The organism is Paraburkholderia sp. A1RI_3L (genome assembly GCF_048957895.1).
Taxonomy (GTDB): domain Bacteria; phylum Pseudomonadota; class Gammaproteobacteria; order Burkholderiales; family Burkholderiaceae; genus Paraburkholderia; species Paraburkholderia kururiensis.
The window spans coordinates 69,589-87,269 of record NZ_JARCHA010000006.1 but is presented as its reverse complement, the minus strand read 5'-3'; the positions used below and the strand labels follow the sequence as shown (position 1 = coordinate 87,269).

Annotated in this window: 16 protein-coding genes; 10 read left to right on the top strand and 6 right to left on the bottom strand. The window is 67.5% G+C overall.

Features of this window, described 5'->3' with window-relative positions; translation table 11 throughout:
* Nucleotides 1-28: 28 nt before the first annotated feature.
* The 6 genes from rsfS to upp all read right to left on the bottom strand — a co-directional run bounded on the left by rsfS (nucleotide 29) and on the right by upp (nucleotide 5,977).
* Nucleotides 29-496 carry a ribosome silencing factor gene (rsfS, locus tag PXJ20_RS17770; RefSeq protein WP_421030585.1) on the bottom strand — a complete coding sequence of 156 codons (468 nt, stop codon included), beginning with the start codon at nucleotides 494-496 and terminating at the stop codon, nucleotides 29-31.
* Nucleotides 497-498: 2 nt separating this feature from the next.
* Complete coding sequence (locus tag PXJ20_RS17765) at nucleotides 499-1,227, bottom strand: nicotinate-nucleotide adenylyltransferase (RefSeq protein WP_421030586.1); 729 nt, start codon at nucleotides 1,225-1,227, stop codon at nucleotides 499-501.
* Nucleotides 1,218-2,141: an oxygen-dependent coproporphyrinogen oxidase gene (gene hemF, locus PXJ20_RS17760; protein WP_277598052.1), complete on the bottom strand. Its 924-nt coding sequence runs from the start codon at nucleotides 2,139-2,141 to the stop codon at nucleotides 1,218-1,220. The genes PXJ20_RS17765 and hemF overlap by 10 nt, the downstream gene beginning before the upstream one ends.
* Nucleotides 2,142-2,559: 418 nt before the next feature.
* Nucleotides 2,560-3,837 carry a phosphoribosylamine--glycine ligase gene (gene purD / locus PXJ20_RS17755; RefSeq protein ID WP_017774364.1) on the bottom strand — a complete coding sequence of 426 codons (1,278 nt, stop codon included), beginning with the start codon at nucleotides 3,835-3,837 and terminating at the stop codon, nucleotides 2,560-2,562.
* A gap of 225 nt (nucleotides 3,838-4,062) precedes the next feature.
* Nucleotides 4,063-4,791, bottom strand: coding sequence for a YebC/PmpR family DNA-binding transcriptional regulator (locus PXJ20_RS17750; RefSeq protein ID WP_017774365.1), 729 nt, complete (start codon nucleotides 4,789-4,791; stop codon nucleotides 4,063-4,065).
* Nucleotides 4,792-5,326: 535 nt separating this feature from the next.
* The gene (gene upp, locus PXJ20_RS17745) at nucleotides 5,327-5,977 is read right to left on the bottom strand and encodes a uracil phosphoribosyltransferase (protein WP_017774366.1); all 651 of its coding nucleotides are present in this window, start codon (nucleotides 5,975-5,977) and stop codon (nucleotides 5,327-5,329) included.
* A 294-nt stretch (nucleotides 5,978-6,271) separates the two neighbouring features.
* On the opposite strand from upp, the gene PXJ20_RS17740 reads away from it, so the two are divergent.
* The 10 genes from PXJ20_RS17740 to kdpE all read left to right on the top strand — a co-directional run bounded on the left by PXJ20_RS17740 (nucleotide 6,272) and on the right by kdpE (nucleotide 17,656).
* A complete protein-coding gene (locus PXJ20_RS17740; protein ID WP_017774367.1) occupies nucleotides 6,272-7,051 on the top strand; it encodes an SDR family oxidoreductase in 780 nt (259 codons plus the stop codon).
* 110 nt (nucleotides 7,052-7,161) lie between these two features.
* Nucleotides 7,162-7,554, top strand: a complete 393-nt coding sequence (locus tag PXJ20_RS17735) for a methylglyoxal synthase (RefSeq protein WP_042301892.1) — start codon at nucleotides 7,162-7,164, stop codon at nucleotides 7,552-7,554.
* A gap of 84 nt (nucleotides 7,555-7,638) precedes the next feature.
* Nucleotides 7,639-8,613 (top strand): quinone oxidoreductase family protein, encoded by a 975-nt coding sequence (locus tag PXJ20_RS17730; RefSeq protein WP_421030587.1) that lies wholly within the window; start codon nucleotides 7,639-7,641, stop codon nucleotides 8,611-8,613.
* Nucleotides 8,614-8,816: 203 nt separating this feature from the next.
* Entirely contained in the window at nucleotides 8,817-8,930 is a 114-nt protein-coding gene (locus tag PXJ20_RS17725; RefSeq protein WP_081601790.1) for a potassium ABC transporter ATPase, read from the top strand.
* Nucleotides 8,927-9,019 carry a potassium-transporting ATPase subunit F gene (locus PXJ20_RS17720; RefSeq protein ID WP_017774370.1) on the top strand — a complete coding sequence of 31 codons (93 nt, stop codon included), beginning with the start codon at nucleotides 8,927-8,929 and terminating at the stop codon, nucleotides 9,017-9,019. Before PXJ20_RS17725 ends, PXJ20_RS17720 begins: the two co-directional genes overlap by 4 nt.
* The gene (gene kdpA / locus PXJ20_RS17715) at nucleotides 9,016-10,821 is read left to right on the top strand and encodes a potassium-transporting ATPase subunit KdpA (protein ID WP_126878494.1); all 1,806 of its coding nucleotides are present in this window, start codon (nucleotides 9,016-9,018) and stop codon (nucleotides 10,819-10,821) included. Before PXJ20_RS17720 ends, kdpA begins: the two co-directional genes overlap by 4 nt.
* 24 nt (nucleotides 10,822-10,845) lie before the next feature.
* Nucleotides 10,846-12,951 carry a potassium-transporting ATPase subunit KdpB gene (kdpB, locus tag PXJ20_RS17710; protein ID WP_421030588.1) on the top strand — a complete coding sequence of 702 codons (2,106 nt, stop codon included), beginning with the start codon at nucleotides 10,846-10,848 and terminating at the stop codon, nucleotides 12,949-12,951.
* Nucleotides 12,952-12,981: 30 nt separating this feature from the next.
* Complete coding sequence (gene kdpC / locus PXJ20_RS17705; RefSeq protein WP_421030589.1) at nucleotides 12,982-13,569, top strand: potassium-transporting ATPase subunit KdpC; 588 nt, start codon at nucleotides 12,982-12,984, stop codon at nucleotides 13,567-13,569.
* Nucleotides 13,570-13,793: 224 nt separating this feature from the next.
* Nucleotides 13,794-16,961: a DUF4118 domain-containing protein gene (locus PXJ20_RS17700; protein ID WP_421030590.1), complete on the top strand. Its 3,168-nt coding sequence runs from the start codon at nucleotides 13,794-13,796 to the stop codon at nucleotides 16,959-16,961.
* Nucleotides 16,958-17,656, top strand: a complete 699-nt coding sequence (gene kdpE, locus PXJ20_RS17695; RefSeq protein ID WP_042301897.1) for a two-component system response regulator KdpE — start codon at nucleotides 16,958-16,960, stop codon at nucleotides 17,654-17,656. The genes PXJ20_RS17700 and kdpE overlap by 4 nt, the downstream gene beginning before the upstream one ends.
* Nucleotides 17,657-17,681 lie beyond the last annotated feature (25 nt).

Below are 17,681 nucleotides of genomic sequence, written 5' to 3'. Positions count from 1 at the left end.
AGAAGCGTGCAGGACGGCTACGCCGCCCTTAGCTGCGGCGCGCGGCGCTCTTGCGCGCGGGTGTCTTGCGCGGTGCCGGCGCGGCCGCCTCGTCTTCTTCGTCCTCGTCTTCCATCGGCTCTTCGGCGCGCGCACCGCCGAAGCCGCCGCGGCCCGTGAGCTTCACGCGCACCGGCTTGTCGCCCCAGATTTCCTCGAGGTTGTAGTACTGGCGCAGCGCGGGCTGCATGATGTGGACCACCGCGTCGCCGCAGTCCACGAGCACCCATTCGCCGATGTCTTCGCCTTCCGTGCTGATGATCTCGCCGCCCGCTTCCTTGACCTTCTCGCGCACGCTGGATGCAAGCGCCTTCGTCTGCCGGTTCGACGTGCCGCTCGCCACGATCACGCGATCGAAGAGTCCGGTCAGATGGCTGGTGTTGAACACCTTGATGTCTTGCGCTTTCACGTCTTCAAGACCGTCGATGATGGCGCGCTGCAGTTTGCGGATGTCCATGATTACCCGTGGTACAGATGATGTTGAAGAATATAGGTCCAGACTTCGGCGGGCACGAGGCTCGCCTCCGGCATGGCCGCTGTGCCGCCGGCGTCCGCGTGCTGGGCGAGGTGTTCGCGCAGGTGCTTGCGGATGTCGGTGGCCGATACGTCGAACGCGAGCGCCGCGTCGATCAGCAGATGGCCGTGCGGCGTGGCACGCAGCGTGGCCGCATCGGCCTTGCGCATCGCGATTTCGGCCGCAACGGCCGGTGCCGCGGACGCCGGTTCGAAGCCGGGCCGCGTCTCCGCGCAGACGTGCGCGTAGTCGAAAAGACGCCGCCAGTCGTGCCAGGAGTCCAGATGCACGAGCTGGTCCGCGCCGATCAGCAGCGAAAGCGAGGCCGGCGTCCCGGACGCCCCGATTTGCTTTGCTTCGCGCGCGCGCCAGCGTTCGAGCGTGTCCACCGTGTAGGTGGGGCCGCCGTGATCGATCTCGTCGGTGGCCACCGTCACGGTGACGCCGGGCAGCACAAGCGAGCCGGCCGCGGCGCGCGTCATCGCCAGACGATGTTCGGCCGCCGACACGTCCGCCTTCTGCCACGGCTGTCCCGCCGGCAGCAGCACCACTTCCGTGAGTTGCAGCAGTTCGGCAAAGCGCCTCGCAAGCGCAAGATGCCCGTTGTGAATCGGATCGAACGTGCCGCCCAGAAGGCCGACGCGTCGCGGCAGCGCCTGCTGCGTCACACCCATTCGCGCGGCACCAGGAAGTCGGTGTAAAGGCGCGCTTCCGGCGTGCCCGGCTGCGGCTTCCAGTCGTAGCGCCAACTGGCGACAGGCGGCATCGACATCAGGATCGACTCCGTGCGTCCGCCGCTTTGCAGGCCGAACAGCGTGCCGCGGTCGAACACGAGGTTGAACTCGACGTAGCGGCCGCGCCGGTACGCCTGGAAGGCCCGCTCGGCTTCGCCGAAGGGCAGCGCGCGGCGTTTCTCGATGATCGGCACGTAGGCTTTCAGGAACGCCTCGCCCACGCTTTTCAGCATGGCGAACGAGCGCTCGAAACCGCCTTCGGCGTAATCGTCGAAGAAGATGCCGCCAATGCCGCGCGGCTCGTTGCGATGCTTGAGGAAGAAGTACTCGTCGCACCAGCGCTTGAAGCGCGGGTAAAGGTCGTCGCCATGGGGCGCGAGCGCGTCGCGGCACACGCGGTGGAAGTGCGCGGCGTCTTCCTCGAAGCCGTAGTAGGGCGTGAGGTCCATGCCGCCGCCGAACCAGAACACCGGCTCTTCGCCAGCCTTTGTTGCGATCAGCATGCGCACGTTCATGTGCACGGTGGGGCAGTACGGATTGTGCGGGTGCAGCACGAGCGAAACGCCCATCGCCTCGAAGCCGCGCCCGGCCAGCTGCGGACGCGCAGCGCTTGCCGACGGCGGCAGCGCGTCGCCCGCGACGTCGGAAAAGCCGATGCCGCCGCGCTCGAAGAACTCGCCGCCTTCGAGAATGCGCGTGCGGCCGCCGCCGCGCAGGCGTTCGCCGGGCGGGCGCTGCCAGTCGTCGGTGGCGAACGGCTTGCCGTCGAAGGCGCCGAGCGTGTCGGCAATCTGCGTCTGCAGTCCTTGCAGCCAGGTGCTGACGGCCGCGCTGTCTTGAGTCGAGTCGGTCATCGGTATTGAGGGGCGGCGCGCTGCGGCAACCGCGAAGTGGCTCTGTGAGGGTTCGGGCCGTGCCCGCTCTGTGCAGGGCGCCCGATAGCGGGAGTGTAGCGCCATCGCCGCCTGGTGGCTGGTGCGGTAAGGCTCGTCTGCGCGGCCGGTACGTGGCGCCTTGCGGATGCGTCGAGCCACGTGTCCTTCTGTTTCAGCCGATGAATGGCCCCGGCGCCGGGTGCAATGTTCCGCGATGTTCTGCAATGTCGGGCGATGCCGCGCCATACCGTGCGATGCCGCGCGACCTCGCAGCGTGCTCACGCGGGATGCCGCGACGTTCCGGCCGCACGTGGCTCGCCGTCAGGCCACAGGCGGCAGCTTACGCAGCGGCGGGTCACATCGCCCGTGCCCGCGCTCTCCGCCCGCCTGTGCCGCCTCACCCGTGCTTGCGATTTACCGCGCGATACCCGATGTCGCGGCGGTACTGCATGCCGTCGAACGAGATCTGGTTGATCGTCTCGTAGGCGACCGACTGCGCGCTGCGCACCGAGTCCGCGAGTCCCACCACGCACAGCACGCGGCCGCCCGAAGTGACCAGCTTGCCGTCGACGATCGACGTGCCCGCATGGAACGTGACGGAATTTTCCGTCTCGGCCGGAATGCCGTTGATGCGATCGCCCTTGCGCGGCGTGTCCGGATAGTTGTGCGCCGCGAGCACCACGCCGAGCGCCGTGCGGCGGTCCCACTCGAGTTCGACGGTATCGAGCGTGCCGGCGATGGCGTGCTCCACCACCTTCGAGAAGTCGCCCTTGAGACGCGCCATGATGGGCTGCGTTTCCGGGTCGCCCATGCGGCAGTTGAATTCGAGCGTTTTCGGGTTGCCTTGCGCGTCGATCATGAGGCCCGCGTAGAGGAAGCCCGTGTAGCGGATGCCTTCCTTTTCCATGCCGCGCACGGTGGGCAGGATGATCTCGCGCATCACACGCGCATGCAGTTGCGGCGTGACGATGGGCGCGGGCGAGTAGGCGCCCATACCGCCCGTGTTCGGGCCTTCGTCGTTGTCGAGCAGGCGCTTGTGGTCCTGGCTGGAGGCGAGCGGCAGCACGTGCTTGCCGTCCACCATCACGATGAAGCTGGCTTCCTCGCCCGCGAGGAATTCTTCGATCACGACTCGCGCGCCCGCGTCGCCCAGCTTGTTGTCGGCGAGCATCATGTCGATGGCCGCGTGTGCTTCGTCGGCGCTCATGGCCACCACGACACCCTTGCCCGCGGCGAGCCCGTCTGCCTTGATGACGATGGGCGCGCCTTTGGCGTCGATGTACGCGTGGGCGGCGGCGGCATCCGAGAAGGTCTCGTATTCGGCCGTGGGAATGGCGTGGCGCTTCATGAACGCCTTGGCGAAGTCCTTCGAGCTTTCCAGCTGGGCGGCTTCCTTCGTGGGGCCGAACACTTTCAGGCCGCGCGAGCGGAACAGATTGACGATGCCCGCGGCGAGCGGCGCTTCCGGCCCCACCACGGTGAAGGCGACCTGCTCTTTCTCGACGAAATCGGCCAGCGCGTCCGGCGCCGTGATGTCGACGTTGGCGAGCCGCGCGTCCTGCGCGGTGCCGCCGTTGCCGGGCGCGACGTAGACGAGCTGCACGCGCGGCGATTGCGCAAGCTTCCATGCGAGGGCATGTTCGCGGCCGCCAGAACCGACGACGAGTAACTTCATTTGAATCCCCGAAGACTGAAAAACCGTGACGGCCGATGCCAGCGCATCAGCCGTGATATCCGCAAGGTTCGCACGGGGCGAACGTCAGGCCTGTGACACGAAAGGCGCGCGGCGAACGACGACGCATAACACAGGCACGCGGGGCGGACATGGCATACGTCGCAGGCGAGATTGCCGCGCCTTTATGCCTTGTCCTTGCGCGTGGCCCGTGGCGCGTCGTGGCCCTTACGCCTCGTCGATCACCGCGTTGGTGTACACCTGCTGCACGTCGTCGAGATTCTCGAGCGCGTCGAGCAGCTTCTGCATCTTCACCGCGTCTTCGCCGGTGAATTCGACTTCCGTCTGAGGCTTCATGGTCACCTCGGCGTCTTCCGCCTTGAAGCCCGCGGCTTCGAGCGCGGACTTCACCTTCGGGAAGTCGTTGGGCGGGCAGATCACTTCGACGCTGCCGTCGTCGTTGGTCACGACGTCGTCGGCGCCCGCTTCGAGCGCGGCGTCCATGAGCTTGTCTTCGGGCGTGCCCGGCGCGAACAGGAACTGGCCCACGTGATCGAACATGAACGACACCGAGCCGTCCGTGCCCATGTTGCCGCCGAACTTCGAGAACGCGTGGCGCACTTCGGCCACGGTACGCGTGCGGTTGTCGGTCATCGTGTCCACGATGATCGCCGCGCCGCCGATGCCGTAGCCCTCGTAGCGGATTTCCTCGTAGGTGGCGCCGTCCACGCCGCCCACGCCGCGCTGGATCGCGCGGTTGATGTTGTCCTTGGGCATGTTGGCGTCGGTCGCCTTGTCCACGGCGAGCCGCAGGCGCGGGTTGGTGTCGATGTCGCCGCCGCCGAGGCGCGCCGCCACCTGGATTTCCTTGATGAGCCGCGTCCAGACCTTGCCGCGCTTGGCGTCCGCTGCTGCTTTTTTATGCTTGATGTTGGCCCATTTCGAATGACCCGCCATACCTTTCTCCGTGGCGCTCGCCGGCAAGGCGCGCGCATTGTGCAATTGTCGTTGCGTCGTTGCGATTTCGGGCGCGGCGGGCGGCCGTGGGGCACTGGCCTTGCGCGCCTCGATGTCTGTTCGTGCGTTCGCGTGATCGCGCCGTCGTGCGGCGGCGTGGCCGCATGGCCTTCGTGTCCGTCGTGTTGTTACGCGCCGCCCGGCGGGGAAGAAGCCAACCGGTCAGGCGACCCGTCTGCCCGCCGTTAGTTTGCCGCCGTTAGTCCGCCGCCGTTAATGCGTTCTTGGCCGCCCACCAACCCGCTGAAGCGAACATCGATTTTACCACGCCGGGGCGGGCCGACAGCCGCCGTCCGGTGGCCTGAGCGGACGCGGGAAGGACAGAAGAGCGGCCGGATGGCGGGGGGTGTGGGCCTTGAATGGCGGGGTGGTCCGCCCGACCGGGGCAACGCGGGCGGGATAGTTTGCGGACCCGGGAGGGCCGCTGCACCCTGCGGCGACCCCGGCGCACGCGAACGTCGGGGCCGTCGTTCTTTCAGTTCTTCGTACCGAACAGCCGGTCGCCCGCGTCGCCGAGACCCGGCACGATGTAGGCATGCTCGTTCAGATGCGAGTCGAGCGACGCCACGTACAGCTTCACGTCCGGATGCGCTTTCTGGAACACCTCGACGCCCTCGGGCGCCGCGACGAGCGCAAGGAACAGAATGTTCTCGCCGGCCACGTTGCGGCGCTTGAGTACGTCCACGGCGTGCACCGCCGAGTAGCCCGTGGCGACCATCGGGTCGCACAGGATGAAGATGCGGTCTTCGAGATCAGGCAGCCGCACGAGGTATTCGACGGGGCGGTGTGCGTCGTCGCGATAGACGCCGATATGGCCCACCCGCGCCGACGGAATCAGCTCCAGCAGCCCGTCCGACATCCCGACGCCCGCCCGCAGCACCGGCACGATGGCGAGCTTCTTGCCCGCGATCACCGGCGCGTCGATCTCGACGAGCGGCGTCTGCACGCGCCGCGTGGTGACGGGCAGGTTGCGCGTGATCTCGTAGCCCATCAGCAGCGTGATTTCGCGCAGCAGTTCGCGGAACGTGCGGGTGGACGTGTCCCTGTCGCGCATGTGCGTGAGCTTGTGCTGGATCAACGGGTGATCGAGGATAAAAAGGTTCGGAAAGCGGCTGTCCTGTTTCATGACGAAGGCACAAGGCGGCAAGAGGAAATCGGCCGGGCCGGCAGGGCGGGCTCAGCGCCCTGACCGCAGCCCGGTGAAAAGACGCACCGCGGTCCGGCAAGGGGCCGGCAGGCGCGCCACGGCTGCAAGTTTACCGACAAAGCGTGCGGTGGCGATATGGACGGATGCCGCGGCCAACGGCGCCGCGCCGATTCTTCTAGAATCGGCTACTCGGCACCCACCCACGGCACCCCGCCGCCGCACCCCGCAGGCGAAGCGGCCAGCCGGCAAGCACACCAAAGAGGATACATACCGATGGACATGGGCATCGCAGGACGCACCGCGCTCGTCTGCGCGGCGAGCAAGGGACTCGGGCGCGGCTGCGCAGAAGCGCTGGCCGCCGAAGGCGTGAATCTCACCATCGTCGCGCGCACGCAGGAGACGCTCGATGCCACGGCGGCCCAGATTCGCGCGAAGACCGGTGTCGAGGTGAACGCGGTCGCCTGCGACATCACCACGCCCGAAGGCCGCGCGGCGGCGCTCGCCGCGTGCCCGCGCCCGGACATCCTCGTCAACAACGCGGGCGGCCCGCCGCCGGGCGACTTCCGCCAGTTCGGCCACGACGACTGGATCCGCGCGCTCGAAGCCAACATGCTCACGCCGATCGAGCTGATTCGCGCCACCGTGGACGCCATGATCGAGCGCGGGTTCGGCCGCATCGTGAACATTACGAGTTCGTCGGTGAAAGCGCCTATCGACGTGCTGGGGCTCTCCAACGGCGCCCGCTCGGGCCTGACGGGCTTCGTGGCGGGCGTGGCGCGCAAGGTCGCCCCGCACGGCGTGACGATCAACAACCTGCTGCCGGGCCTCTTCGATACCGACCGAATCGTCAGCACGATGGCGGCGCAGGCGAAGGCCGCCAATGTTTCGATCGACGAAGCCCGCCAGCACCGCATGGCATCGATTCCGGCGGGCCGCTTCGGTCAGCCCGACGAGTTCGGCCGCGCCTGCGCTTTCCTCTGCAGCGTGCACGCGGGCTACATCACGGGGCAAAATCTGCTGATCGACGGCGGGGCTTATCCGGGTACCTTTTGACAGCTACCTTTGACGAGCACCTTCTGACGGCCGCCGCCCGCTCGTCACAACCCGAACCGCCCACCTCATCCATCACATTCGACCAGATCAACCAAAGGGAGACCCACCTCATGTCCACACGCGTCGCACTCATTGCGCACGACCACAAGAAAGACGACATCGTGAAGCTGGCCGGCGAGTACGCCGATACGCTGCGCCGCTGCCACCTCATCGCCACGGGCACCACGGGTTCGCGCATCGCGGCGGCGCACGGGCTCGAAGTGGAGCGCATGCTCTCGGGCCCGCACGGCGGCGACCTGCAGATCGGCGCGCAGCTGGCCGAGGGCAGGGTGGACATGGTGATCTTCCTGCGCGACCCCATGACGCCGCAGCCGCACGAACCGGACATCAACGCGCTCGTGCGCGCCTGCGACGTGCACAACGTGCCGTGCGCGACCAACATCTCGACCGCGCGCATGATTCTCGACGTGCTGGCGCTGCGACTCGCGCAGGAAGGCGAGTGACGGCAGCGGATGGCGGATGAGGCCAATCCGCCTTCCCGCTTCGAATGCGGCTTCGAATAACGACTGAACAGGAGACAGAACGAGATGAGCAAGGCAATCCGATTCGAACGCACGGGCGGCCCGGAGGTGATGAAGTGGGTCGACGTGCCCGTGGGCGACCCCGGCGAGGGCGAGATCCGCATCCGTCAGCACGCGGTCGGGCTCAACTACATCGACGTGTACTTCCGCAGCGGGCTCTATCCGCTGCCGTTGCCCGGTGGGCTCGGCATGGAAGCGGCGGGCGAGGTCGCGGCCGTGGGGCCTGGCGTGACGAGTCTCGCCGTAGGCGACCGCGTGGCCTATGTCGCGCGCCCGCCCGGCGCGTATGCCGAGGAACGCGTGCTGGGCGCGGCGCAAGTCGTGAAGCTGCCGGACGCGCTCTCGTACGAGCAGGCGGCCTCGGTGATGCTGCAGGGCCTCACGGCGCAGTACCTGCTGCGCCGCACATACAGGGTGAAGCCCGGCGACACGATCCTGATCCAGGCCGCCGCCGGCGGCGTGGGCCTGCTGGTGTGCCAGTGGGCCAAGGCGCTGGGCGCCACCGTGATCGGCACCGTGGGTTCGGACGACAAGGCCGCCATCGCGAAGGCGCACGGTTGCGACTACCCGATCGTCTACACGCGCGAGAACTTCACGAAGCGCGTGCGCGAGATCACCAACGGCGCGGGCGTGCCCGTGGTCTACGACTCGATTGGCCGCGACACCTTCACCGGCTCGCTCGACTGCCTTGCGCCGCTCGGCCTCTTCGTGAGCTTCGGCAACGCGTCGGGGCCGCTGCCGCCCATCGACTCGTCCGAATTCGCGGGCCGCGGCTCGCTCTTCTTCACGCGTCCCACGCTCTTCACATACATGGCCAAACGCGCGGACTACGAAGCGATGTCGGCCGAACTGTTCGACGTGCTCGCCTCGGGCAAGGTGAAGACGAGCATCAACCAGCGTTATGCGCTTGCCGAGGTCGCCCGCGCGCATGAGGACCTCGAAGCGCGCAAGACGACGGGCTCCACGGTGCTGATGCCCTGAGCGGCGCAAGCTTTCCTTTCCCGTAAAGGGCGGCAGACGTGCCGCCTTTTTTTCGCGTTCCGCCCGCCCGACGAGCGCCGCGCACCCCGCGCATCCCGTGTTTACGCGCTTTTTACACCCGCGCCCCCCACCTTTAACCCGCCCTTTACATCCAACCGACTAACGTTGCATCCATCCGTAATCCATCATCGGAGAACACAAACATGGATGCGCTGTACGTCGGGGGAATCGTGGCTTTCGCCGCGCTGACCTACGCCCTGATTGCCGGTTGCCAGAAGCTCACGCAATACCGGCGTGGCCAGGGGGCACGGTCATGACCTGGATGCTTTGGCTCTCCGGAGCGGCCACGCTGTTGCTGTTCGCCTATCTCATCCATGCGCTGCTGCGCGCGGAGGATCTGGAATGAACCTCGACAACATTCAGCAACCGCTCGTCTATCTCGTCGTTCTGCTGCTGCTCGCCGTGCCCGTTTCGCGTTATCTGACGAAGGTGATGGACGGCACGTCGCGCGTTGTGCGCGTGTTCGCGCCGCTCGAACGGTTCCTGTTCCGCGCGGCCGGCGTCGATGCTCAAGCCGAGATGGGCTGGAAGCAGTACGCGGTGGCAACCATCGCGTTCAACCTGCTGGGCGCGCTGTTCCTCTATTTGCTGCTGCGTGTGCAAGGCTGGCTGCCCGGCAATCCGCAGGGCTTCGGTCCCATGACCGTGGATGGCGCGTTCAACACGGCCGTGAGTTTCGTCACGAACACGAACTGGCAGGACTACTCGCCGGAGCAGACCGTGAGCTACCTCACGCAGATGCTCGGCTTCACCGTGCAGAACTTCCTCTCGGCGGCGACCGGCATCGTCGTGGTGATCGCGTTGATTCGCGGCTTCGCGCGTCACACCGCGAAGACCATCGGCAACTTCTGGGTCGACGTGACGCGGGTCACGCTCTACGTGCTCGTACCGATGTCGGCGCTCATCGCCGCGCTGCTGATGAGCCAGGGCATGATCCAGAACTTCCGTGCGTATGAAGACGTGCCGGTGCTCCAGACCACGACCTACGCGGCGCCGAAGCTCGATGCGTCAGGCAATCCGGTGAAGGACGCGAAGGGCAACCCCGTGACGGTCGACACGAAGGTCACGTCACAGACGCTCGCCATGGGTCCGGTCGCCTCGCAGGTCGCGATCAAGATGCTCGGCACGAACGGCGGCGGCTTCTTCAACGCCAACTCGGCGCATCCGTATGAGAACCCCACGCCGTTCGCCAACTTCGTGGAAGTGATCGCGATTCTTCTGCTGCCCGCGGCGCTGTGCTTGACGTTCGGCCAGATGGTGCTGGATCGCCGCCAGGGCGTGGCCGTGCTCGCCGCGATGACGATTGCATTCGCCATCGGCGTGTGGGGCGAAATCAGCGCCGAGCAGGCGGGCAATCCGCTTTACGCGTCGCTCAACGTCGATCAGCAGGCGAGCGCGCTGCAATCGGGCGGCAACATGGAAGGCAAAGAGACGCGCTTCGGCATCGCGCAGTCCGGCATCTTCACGGTGGCCACCACCGCTGCGTCGTGCGGCGCCGTGAACACGATGCACGACTCGCTCACGCCGTTGGGCGGCCTCGTTCCGCTGCTGCTGATCCAGTTGGGCGAGGTGATCTTCGGCGGCGTGGGTTCGGGCCTTTACGGCATGCTCGTGTTCGCGCTGCTCGCCGTGTTCGTGGCGGGGCTCATGATCGGCCGCACGCCGGAATACGTCGGCAAGAAGATCGAGTCGTACGAGATGAAGATGGTCTCCATCGTCGTGCTGCTCACGCCGCTGCTCGTGCTGGTCGGCACCTCGATCGCGGTGCTCACGAGTGCCGGCACCGCGGGTATCGCCAACCCCGGCCCGCATGGCTTCTCCGAGATTCTCTACGCGTTCAGCTCCGCGGCGAACAACAACGGCAGCGCGTTCGCGGGCCTTTCGGTGAACACGCCGTTCTACAACACGCTGCTCGGCATTGCGATGTGGTTCGGCCGCTTCGGCACCATCGTGCCAGTGCTCGCCATCGCGGGGTCGCTCGCGGAAAAGAAGCGTATCGGCGTGACGGCCGGCACGCTGCCCACGCATGGCGCGCTCTTCGTCGTGCTGCTGCTCGGCACCGTGGCGCTGGTGGGTGCGCTCACGTACGTGCCGGCGCTTGCGCTCGGCCCGGGCGTCGAGCATCTGATGATGGTGGCGGGCCACTGACACGCATTCGGGAACTCAAGAACCATGAATCAACATTCCGCAACCCGTTCCATGTTCGATCCGGCGCTCGTGCGCCCGGCCATCGTGGAGTCGTTCAGGAAACTCGATCCGCGCACGCAGTTGCGCAATCCGGTGATGTTCTGCGTCTACGTGGGCAGCGTGCTCACCACGATCCTCTGGATCGCCGCGCTGGGCGGCGAGGCCGAGGCGCCCGCGGGCTTCATTCTCGCCGTCGCACTGTGGCTGTGGTTCACGGTGCTCTTCGCCAACTTCGCGGAGGCGCTCGCCGAGGGCCGCTCGAAGGCGCAGGCCGCTTCGCTGCGTCAGGCGAAGAAAGACGTAATGGCCAAGAAGCTCAACGAGCCGCATCCGAAGGCGCCCGTGCGCATCACCACGGCCACGGACCTGCGCAAGGGCGACGTCGTGCTCGTCGAAGCGGGCGACGTGATTCCGGCGGACGGCGAAGTGATCGAAGGCGTAGCCTCGGTGGACGAGTCGGCCATCACGGGCGAATCCGCGCCGGTGATCCGCGAGTCGGGCGGCGATTTTTCGTCGGTGACGGGCGGCACGCGCGTGCTTTCGGACTGGATTGTCGTGCGTGTTTCGGTGAACCCGGGCGAGGCGTTTCTGGACCGCATGATCGCGATGGTGGAAGGTGCGAAGCGCCAGAAGACGCCGAACGAAGTCGCGCTCACCATCCTGCTCGTCGCGCTGACCATCGTGCTGCTGCTTGCCACGGCCACGCTGCTGCCGTTCTCGATGTTCTCGGTCGCGGCCGTGAAGGCCGGCCACGTCGTGACGATCACGGCGCTCGTCGCGTTGCTGGTGTGCCTGATTCCGACCACCATCGGCGGGCTGCTCTCGGCTATCGGCGTGGCGGGCATGAGCCGCATGATGCAGGCCAACGTGATCGCCACCTCGGGCCGCGCCGTGGAAGCCGCGGGCGACGTGGACGTGCTGCTGCTCGACAAGACCGGCACGATCACCCTCGGCAACCGCCAGGCGTCGACCTTTCTGCCTGCGCCGGGCGTTTCCGAAGAAGCGCTCGCGGACGCGGCGCAGCTTTCGTCGCTCGCCGACGAAACGCCTGAAGGCCGCAGCATCGTCGTGCTCGCGAAGCAGCGCTTCAACATCCGTCAGCGCGACATGGCCGCGCTCAACGCGGTGTTCATCGCGTTCAGCGCGCAGACGCGCATGAGCGGCGTGGACCTCGCACCCACGGCTCCCGGCACGCCACCGCGCGAGATTCGCAAGGGCGCGTCCGACGCCGTGAAGCAGTACGTCGAAGCGAACGGCGGCCACTATCCCGCCGAGGTGAATCACGCAGTGACCGAAGTGGCCCGCCGCGGCAGCACGCCGCTCGTGGTCGCGGAAAAGAGCGCGAACGGCACGCGCGTGCTCGGCGTGATCGAACTCAAGGACATCGTGAAGGGCGGCATCAAGGAGCGCTTCGCGGAGCTGCGCAAGATGGGTATCAAGACCGTGATGATCACGGGCGACAACCGCCTCACGGCGGCGGCCATCGCGGCGGAAGCGGGCGTGGACGACTTCCTCGCCGAAGCCACGCCCGAAGCGAAGCTCAAGATGATCCGCTCGCACCAGGCCGAAGGCCGGCTCGTGGCGATGACGGGCGACGGCACCAACGACGCGCCCGCGCTCGCCCAGGCCGATGTCGCGGTGGCGATGAACACGGGCACGCAGGCCGCGAAGGAAGCGGGCAACATGGTCGACCTCGATTCGAACCCGACCAAGCTCATCGAGATCGTGGAGATCGGCAAGCAGATGCTCATGACGCGCGGCTCGCTCACCACGTTTTCCATTGCGAACGACGTGGCGAAGTATTTCGCCATCATTCCCGCGGCGTTCGCCACCACCTACCCGCAGTTGCGCGTGCTCGACGTGATGCATCTGAGCTCGCCGTCGTCGGCGATCATGTCCGCGGTGATCTTCAACGCGCTCATCATCGTCGCGCTCATTCCGCTCGCGCTGAAGGGCGTGAAGTACCGGCCGCTCGGCGCGGCCGCTATCCTGCGCCGCAATCTGCTGGTCTATGGTCTGGGCGGCCTGTTGCTGCCGTTCCCGTTCATCAAGCTCATCGACATGGCGCTCACCGCGTTCGGGTGGGTGTGAAACATGCCGGACATCGAAGGATCGACCCTCATGAAATCGCTATTTCGTCTGCTTCGCCCGCTCGCTGTGCTCTTTGCCGTGCTCACGGCGCTCACGGGGCTCGCGTATCCCGCCGTGATGACGGCGTTCGGCCAGGCCGTGTTTCCGCACGAGGCCAACGGCAGCCTGATCGAAGTGAACGGCAAGCCGGTGGGCTCGGAATTGATCGGCCAGCAGTTTGACGCGCCGCAGTACTTCTGGGGGCGGCTCTCGGCTACGACGCCCATGCCGTATAACGCGCAGGGCTCGTCGGGCTCGAATCTGGGGCCGACCAACCCCGCACTCGCCGACGAGATCAAGGGGCGCCTCGACGCGCTCAAGGCCGCAGGCACGGATATGTCGAAACCGGTGCCCGTGGATCTCGTGACGTCGTCGGCGAGCGGCCTCGACCCGGAGATCTCGCCGGCCGCCGCCGCGTACCAGGTGGAACGCGTGGCGAAGGCGCGCCACCTGAACGCAAACGACGTGCAGGCGCTCGTGGACCGCTATACCGCAGGCCGCCAGTTCGGTCTCTTCGGCGAGCCGCGCGTGAACGTGCTCAAGCTCAATCTCGCGCTGGACGCTGCGCAGCACGGTTGACGCGGCGGGTGAGGCTTCGGGGCAAGCTGGCCCACGCCAGCTCCAGCCGGCACGCTCAGGCAGACAGGCGGCGCCCCTCAAGGCGCCGCCGCGTTGCCATTTTCGCGGCGCGGTGCGACGATGGCCGCGGCGATGCGCCTGCGCCATACGACTCAAGAAGCCTGACGCACGCACCCGCTCACGCATCCGCTTAACGGCGGGCCACCCCTCGACCCCCCTCGCGTATGAACCGACCCGATCCCGACGAACTGCTCGACCGCCTGCAGCGCGACGAAGAGAAGCGCCAGCGCGGCAAGCTGAAGGTGTTCTTCGGCGCGTCGGCGGGCGTCGGCAAGACGTACGCCATGCTCCAGGCGGCGCGTCGGCGCAAAGAGGAGGGCGCTGACGTCGTAGTGGGCATCGTGGAAACGCACGGGCGCCGCGAAACCGCGGCGCTGACGGAAGGGCTCGACGTGCTGCCGCTCCAGCAGATCGAGTACCGCGGCCGCACGCTCGGCGAGTTCGATCTGGACGCCGCGCTCGCGCGCAAGCCGCAGCTCGTGCTGGTGGACGAACTCGCGCATTCGAACGTGCAGGGCGCACGCCACCTGAAGCGCTGGCAGGACGTCTACGAACTGCTCGACGCGGGCATCGACGTCTACACCACCGTCAACGTCCAGCACCTGGAAAGCCTCAACGACGTGATCGGGCAGATTACCGGCATCCGCGTCTGGGAGACCGTGCCCGACCGCGTGTTCGACCGCGCGGACGAAGTCACGCTCGTGGACCTGCCCGCCGAGGAACTGCTGGACCGCATGCGCGACGGCAAGGTGTATATGCCCGCGCAGGCCGAACGCGCGGTGCGCAACTTCTTTCGCAAGGGCAACCTCATCGCGCTGCGCGAGCTCGCACTGCGCCGCACGGCCGACCGCGTGGATGCGCAGATGCGCGAGTACCGCGCCGACCGCTCCATCCAGCGCATCTGGCAGGCGCGCGAACGTCTGCTGGTGTGCATCGGGCCGGGGCCGGAGGCGCCCACGCTCGTGCGCGGCGCGGCGCGTCTTGCGGCGAGCCTGAAGGCCGACTGGATCGCCGTCTATGTGGAAACGCCGAAGCTGCAACGGCTACCCGACGCGCGCCGCGAACGCACGCTCGCCGCGCTCAAGCTCGCGGCGGACCTCGGCGCCGAAACGGTCACGCTCGCTGGTGACGACGCCGTGGATACGTTGCTCGGCTACGCGCGCGTACGCAACGTCTCGAAGCTGGTAGCGGGCGGCTCGCTGCGTTCGGGCTTCTCGCGCCGCCTGCGGCGGCCGTTCGGCGAACGTCTCGCGGAACGGTCGGGCGACCTCGATCTCACGCTGATCCGCGCCGCTGCTGACGAACATGGCCGCGACCGCGACGCGCACCCCGACACGCTCGCCAGCGCCTGGCGCGACGCGCTCTCGGCGGCACGCGAGCGCCGCTCGCCGCCGCGCGCCTATGCGATTGCGTTCGCCATCTGCGTGGCCATCACGGCGGTGGCGAGCCAGTTGAGGACGCACATCGACCTCACGAACCTCGTGATGCTGTATCTGCTCGGTGTGATTTTCGCGGCGGCGAAGCTGGGCCGCGGGCCGGGCGTGCTGCTCTCGTTCGCGAGCGTGGCGGCGTTCGACTTCTTCTTCGTGCCGCCGCGCATGTCGTTTTCGGTGTCGGACACGCAGTACCTGCTGACCTTTCTCGGCATGCTGCTCACGTCGCTCGTGATCAGTCATCTCACGTCGAGCCTGAGTCGCGAGGCGGCGGTTGCCCAGCGTCGCGAACAGCGCACCGGCGCCATGTACGCGATGGCGCGCGAACTGGCGGCGGCGCTCACGATGGAGCAGATCGTGGCTATCGGCAGCCGTCATGTGAGCGAGGTGTTCCGCGCGCGCGTGGCGCTGCTTTTGCCCGACAGCCAGGACAAGCTGCAGCAGAAGGTGGAAGAGCCGGACCCGGCCATCATGCTGGAAGGCGAGGCGCTCGACATCGACGTGGGGCAGTGGGTGTACGACCAGCAGCAGCCGGCCGGACGCGGCACCGACACGTTGCCCGCGGCCCGCGCGCTGTATCTGCCGCTGAAGGCGCCCATGCGCACGCGCGGCGTGCTCGCGGTAGAGACGCACGATGCACACGAACTCGACGTGCCCGAACAGCAGCGCATGCTGGAAGCGTTCGCCGCGCAGATCGCGCTCGCCGTGGAGCGCGTGCACTACGTGGAAATTGCCCGCGACGCGCTCGTGAACATGGAGTCGGAACGGCTGCGCAACTCGCTGCTCTCGGCGATCTCGCACGACCTGCGCACGCCGCTCACGGCAATCGTCGGCTTTTCGTCGATGCTCGCGCAGATGCATGAGGCGGGCGTTGGCGGCGATATGCCTGATGTGGCCCATGCAGCCGACCCGCGCGCCGAGAAGTCCGGCGAACTCGTGGAAGCGATTCACGACGAGGCGCTGCGCATGACGGGCATCGTCACGAACCTGCTCGACATGGCTCGGCTGCAGGCGGGTAGCCTCAATCTGAACCGCCAGTGGACGCTGCTCGAAGAGACCGTGGGCGCTGCGCTGCGCGCGTGCCGCCGCGTGTTGCAGCGGCATCCCGTGCAGACGAAGCTGCCGGCTGACCTGCCGCTGCTGCAGCTCGATGCCGTGCTGATGGAGCGCCTCTTCTCGAACCTCTTCGAGAACGCGGCGAAGTACACGCCGCTCGATACGCCGCTCGTGATCGGCGCCGAGCGCATCGAGGAGGGCGGCCGGCCGTTCGTGCGCGTGACGGTGGACGACGCGGGGCCGGGGCTGCCCGTGGGCATGGAAGCGCGCGTGTTCGAGAAGTTCACGCGCGGCGAGAAAGAGTCGGCGAAGCCGGGCATCGGGCTCGGGCTTGCGATCTGCCGCGCGATCGTGGAGGCGCACGGCGGCGCGATCGGCGCGTTCAACCGGCTTGCCCCGGACGGCCATGTGGAAGGCGCGCGCTTCTGGTTCACGCTGCCGGTGGAGACGCCGCCCGCGACGATGGAGGCGTTGGAGGCGGAAGAGGCGGGGCAGGAGGTCGTTCGGGAAACGGTGCAGGAAGCGACTCAGGCAGCCACTCAGGAAGCCACTCAGGAAGCGCTTCGCGAAGCAACACAGCAGACGCACGGGCCTCGCGCCGGTGAAGCCGCTGCCCCGGAGGCGGGCGGCGGCACAGAACAAGCCGCTGAACAAACCCGATCCGCCGCGCCGCCCACGGAGATGCCCGGGGCCTCATCCTCTACCTCGCCATCTGGCCCCGTGCCGGGCGATACTACGGCCTCCGGCGCCGGGGTTGCATCGCCCGCCGCCGACCGCTCGCCCAACCTGGACCGGCCGGACCCGCTTTCGGGGCCCACGCCCTCTCCCCACTCTCACTCATGAACGAGCCGCGCATCACCGTCGTCCTGATCGAAGACGAAAAGCAGATTCGCCGCTTCGTGCGCGCGACCCTGGAAGCCGAAGGCATCGCCGTGCACGACGCCGACACGGGCCGCCAGGGTCTCGTGGAGGCAGCCACGCGCAAGCCCGACCTCGTGATCGTGGACCTCGGGCTGCCCGACACCGACGGGCTCGACGTGATCCGCGAGCTGCGGGGCTGGAGCGACCTGCCCGTGATCGTGCTCTCGGCGCGCAGCCAAGAAAGCGAGAAGGTGGCCGCGCTCGACGCGGGCGCCGACGACTACCTCACGAAGCCGTTCGGCGTCTCCGAACTGCTCGCGCGGATTCGCGCGCACCTGCGCCGCCGCAACCACGGCGGCTCGAACGAGACGCCGCAGGTTCATTTCGGCGGCGTGACCGTGGATCTTGCGCTACGCCAGGTCTCGCGCGACGGGGCGCCCGTGCATCTCACGCCCATCGAGTACCGGTTGCTCGCCACGCTGGTGCGCCACGCCGGCCGCGTGCTGACCCACCGGCAACTGCTGCGCGACGTCTGGGGGCCGTCGCACGTGGAGAGCAGCCACTACCTGCGCATCTACATGGCACACCTGCGCCAGAAGCTGGAACGCGATCCCGCCCAGCCCGAGCACATCGTCACCGAGACGGGCGTGGGGTATCGGCTCATCGGCACGAGCTGAGGCCGCAGCGGGTTCGCGCAACCAC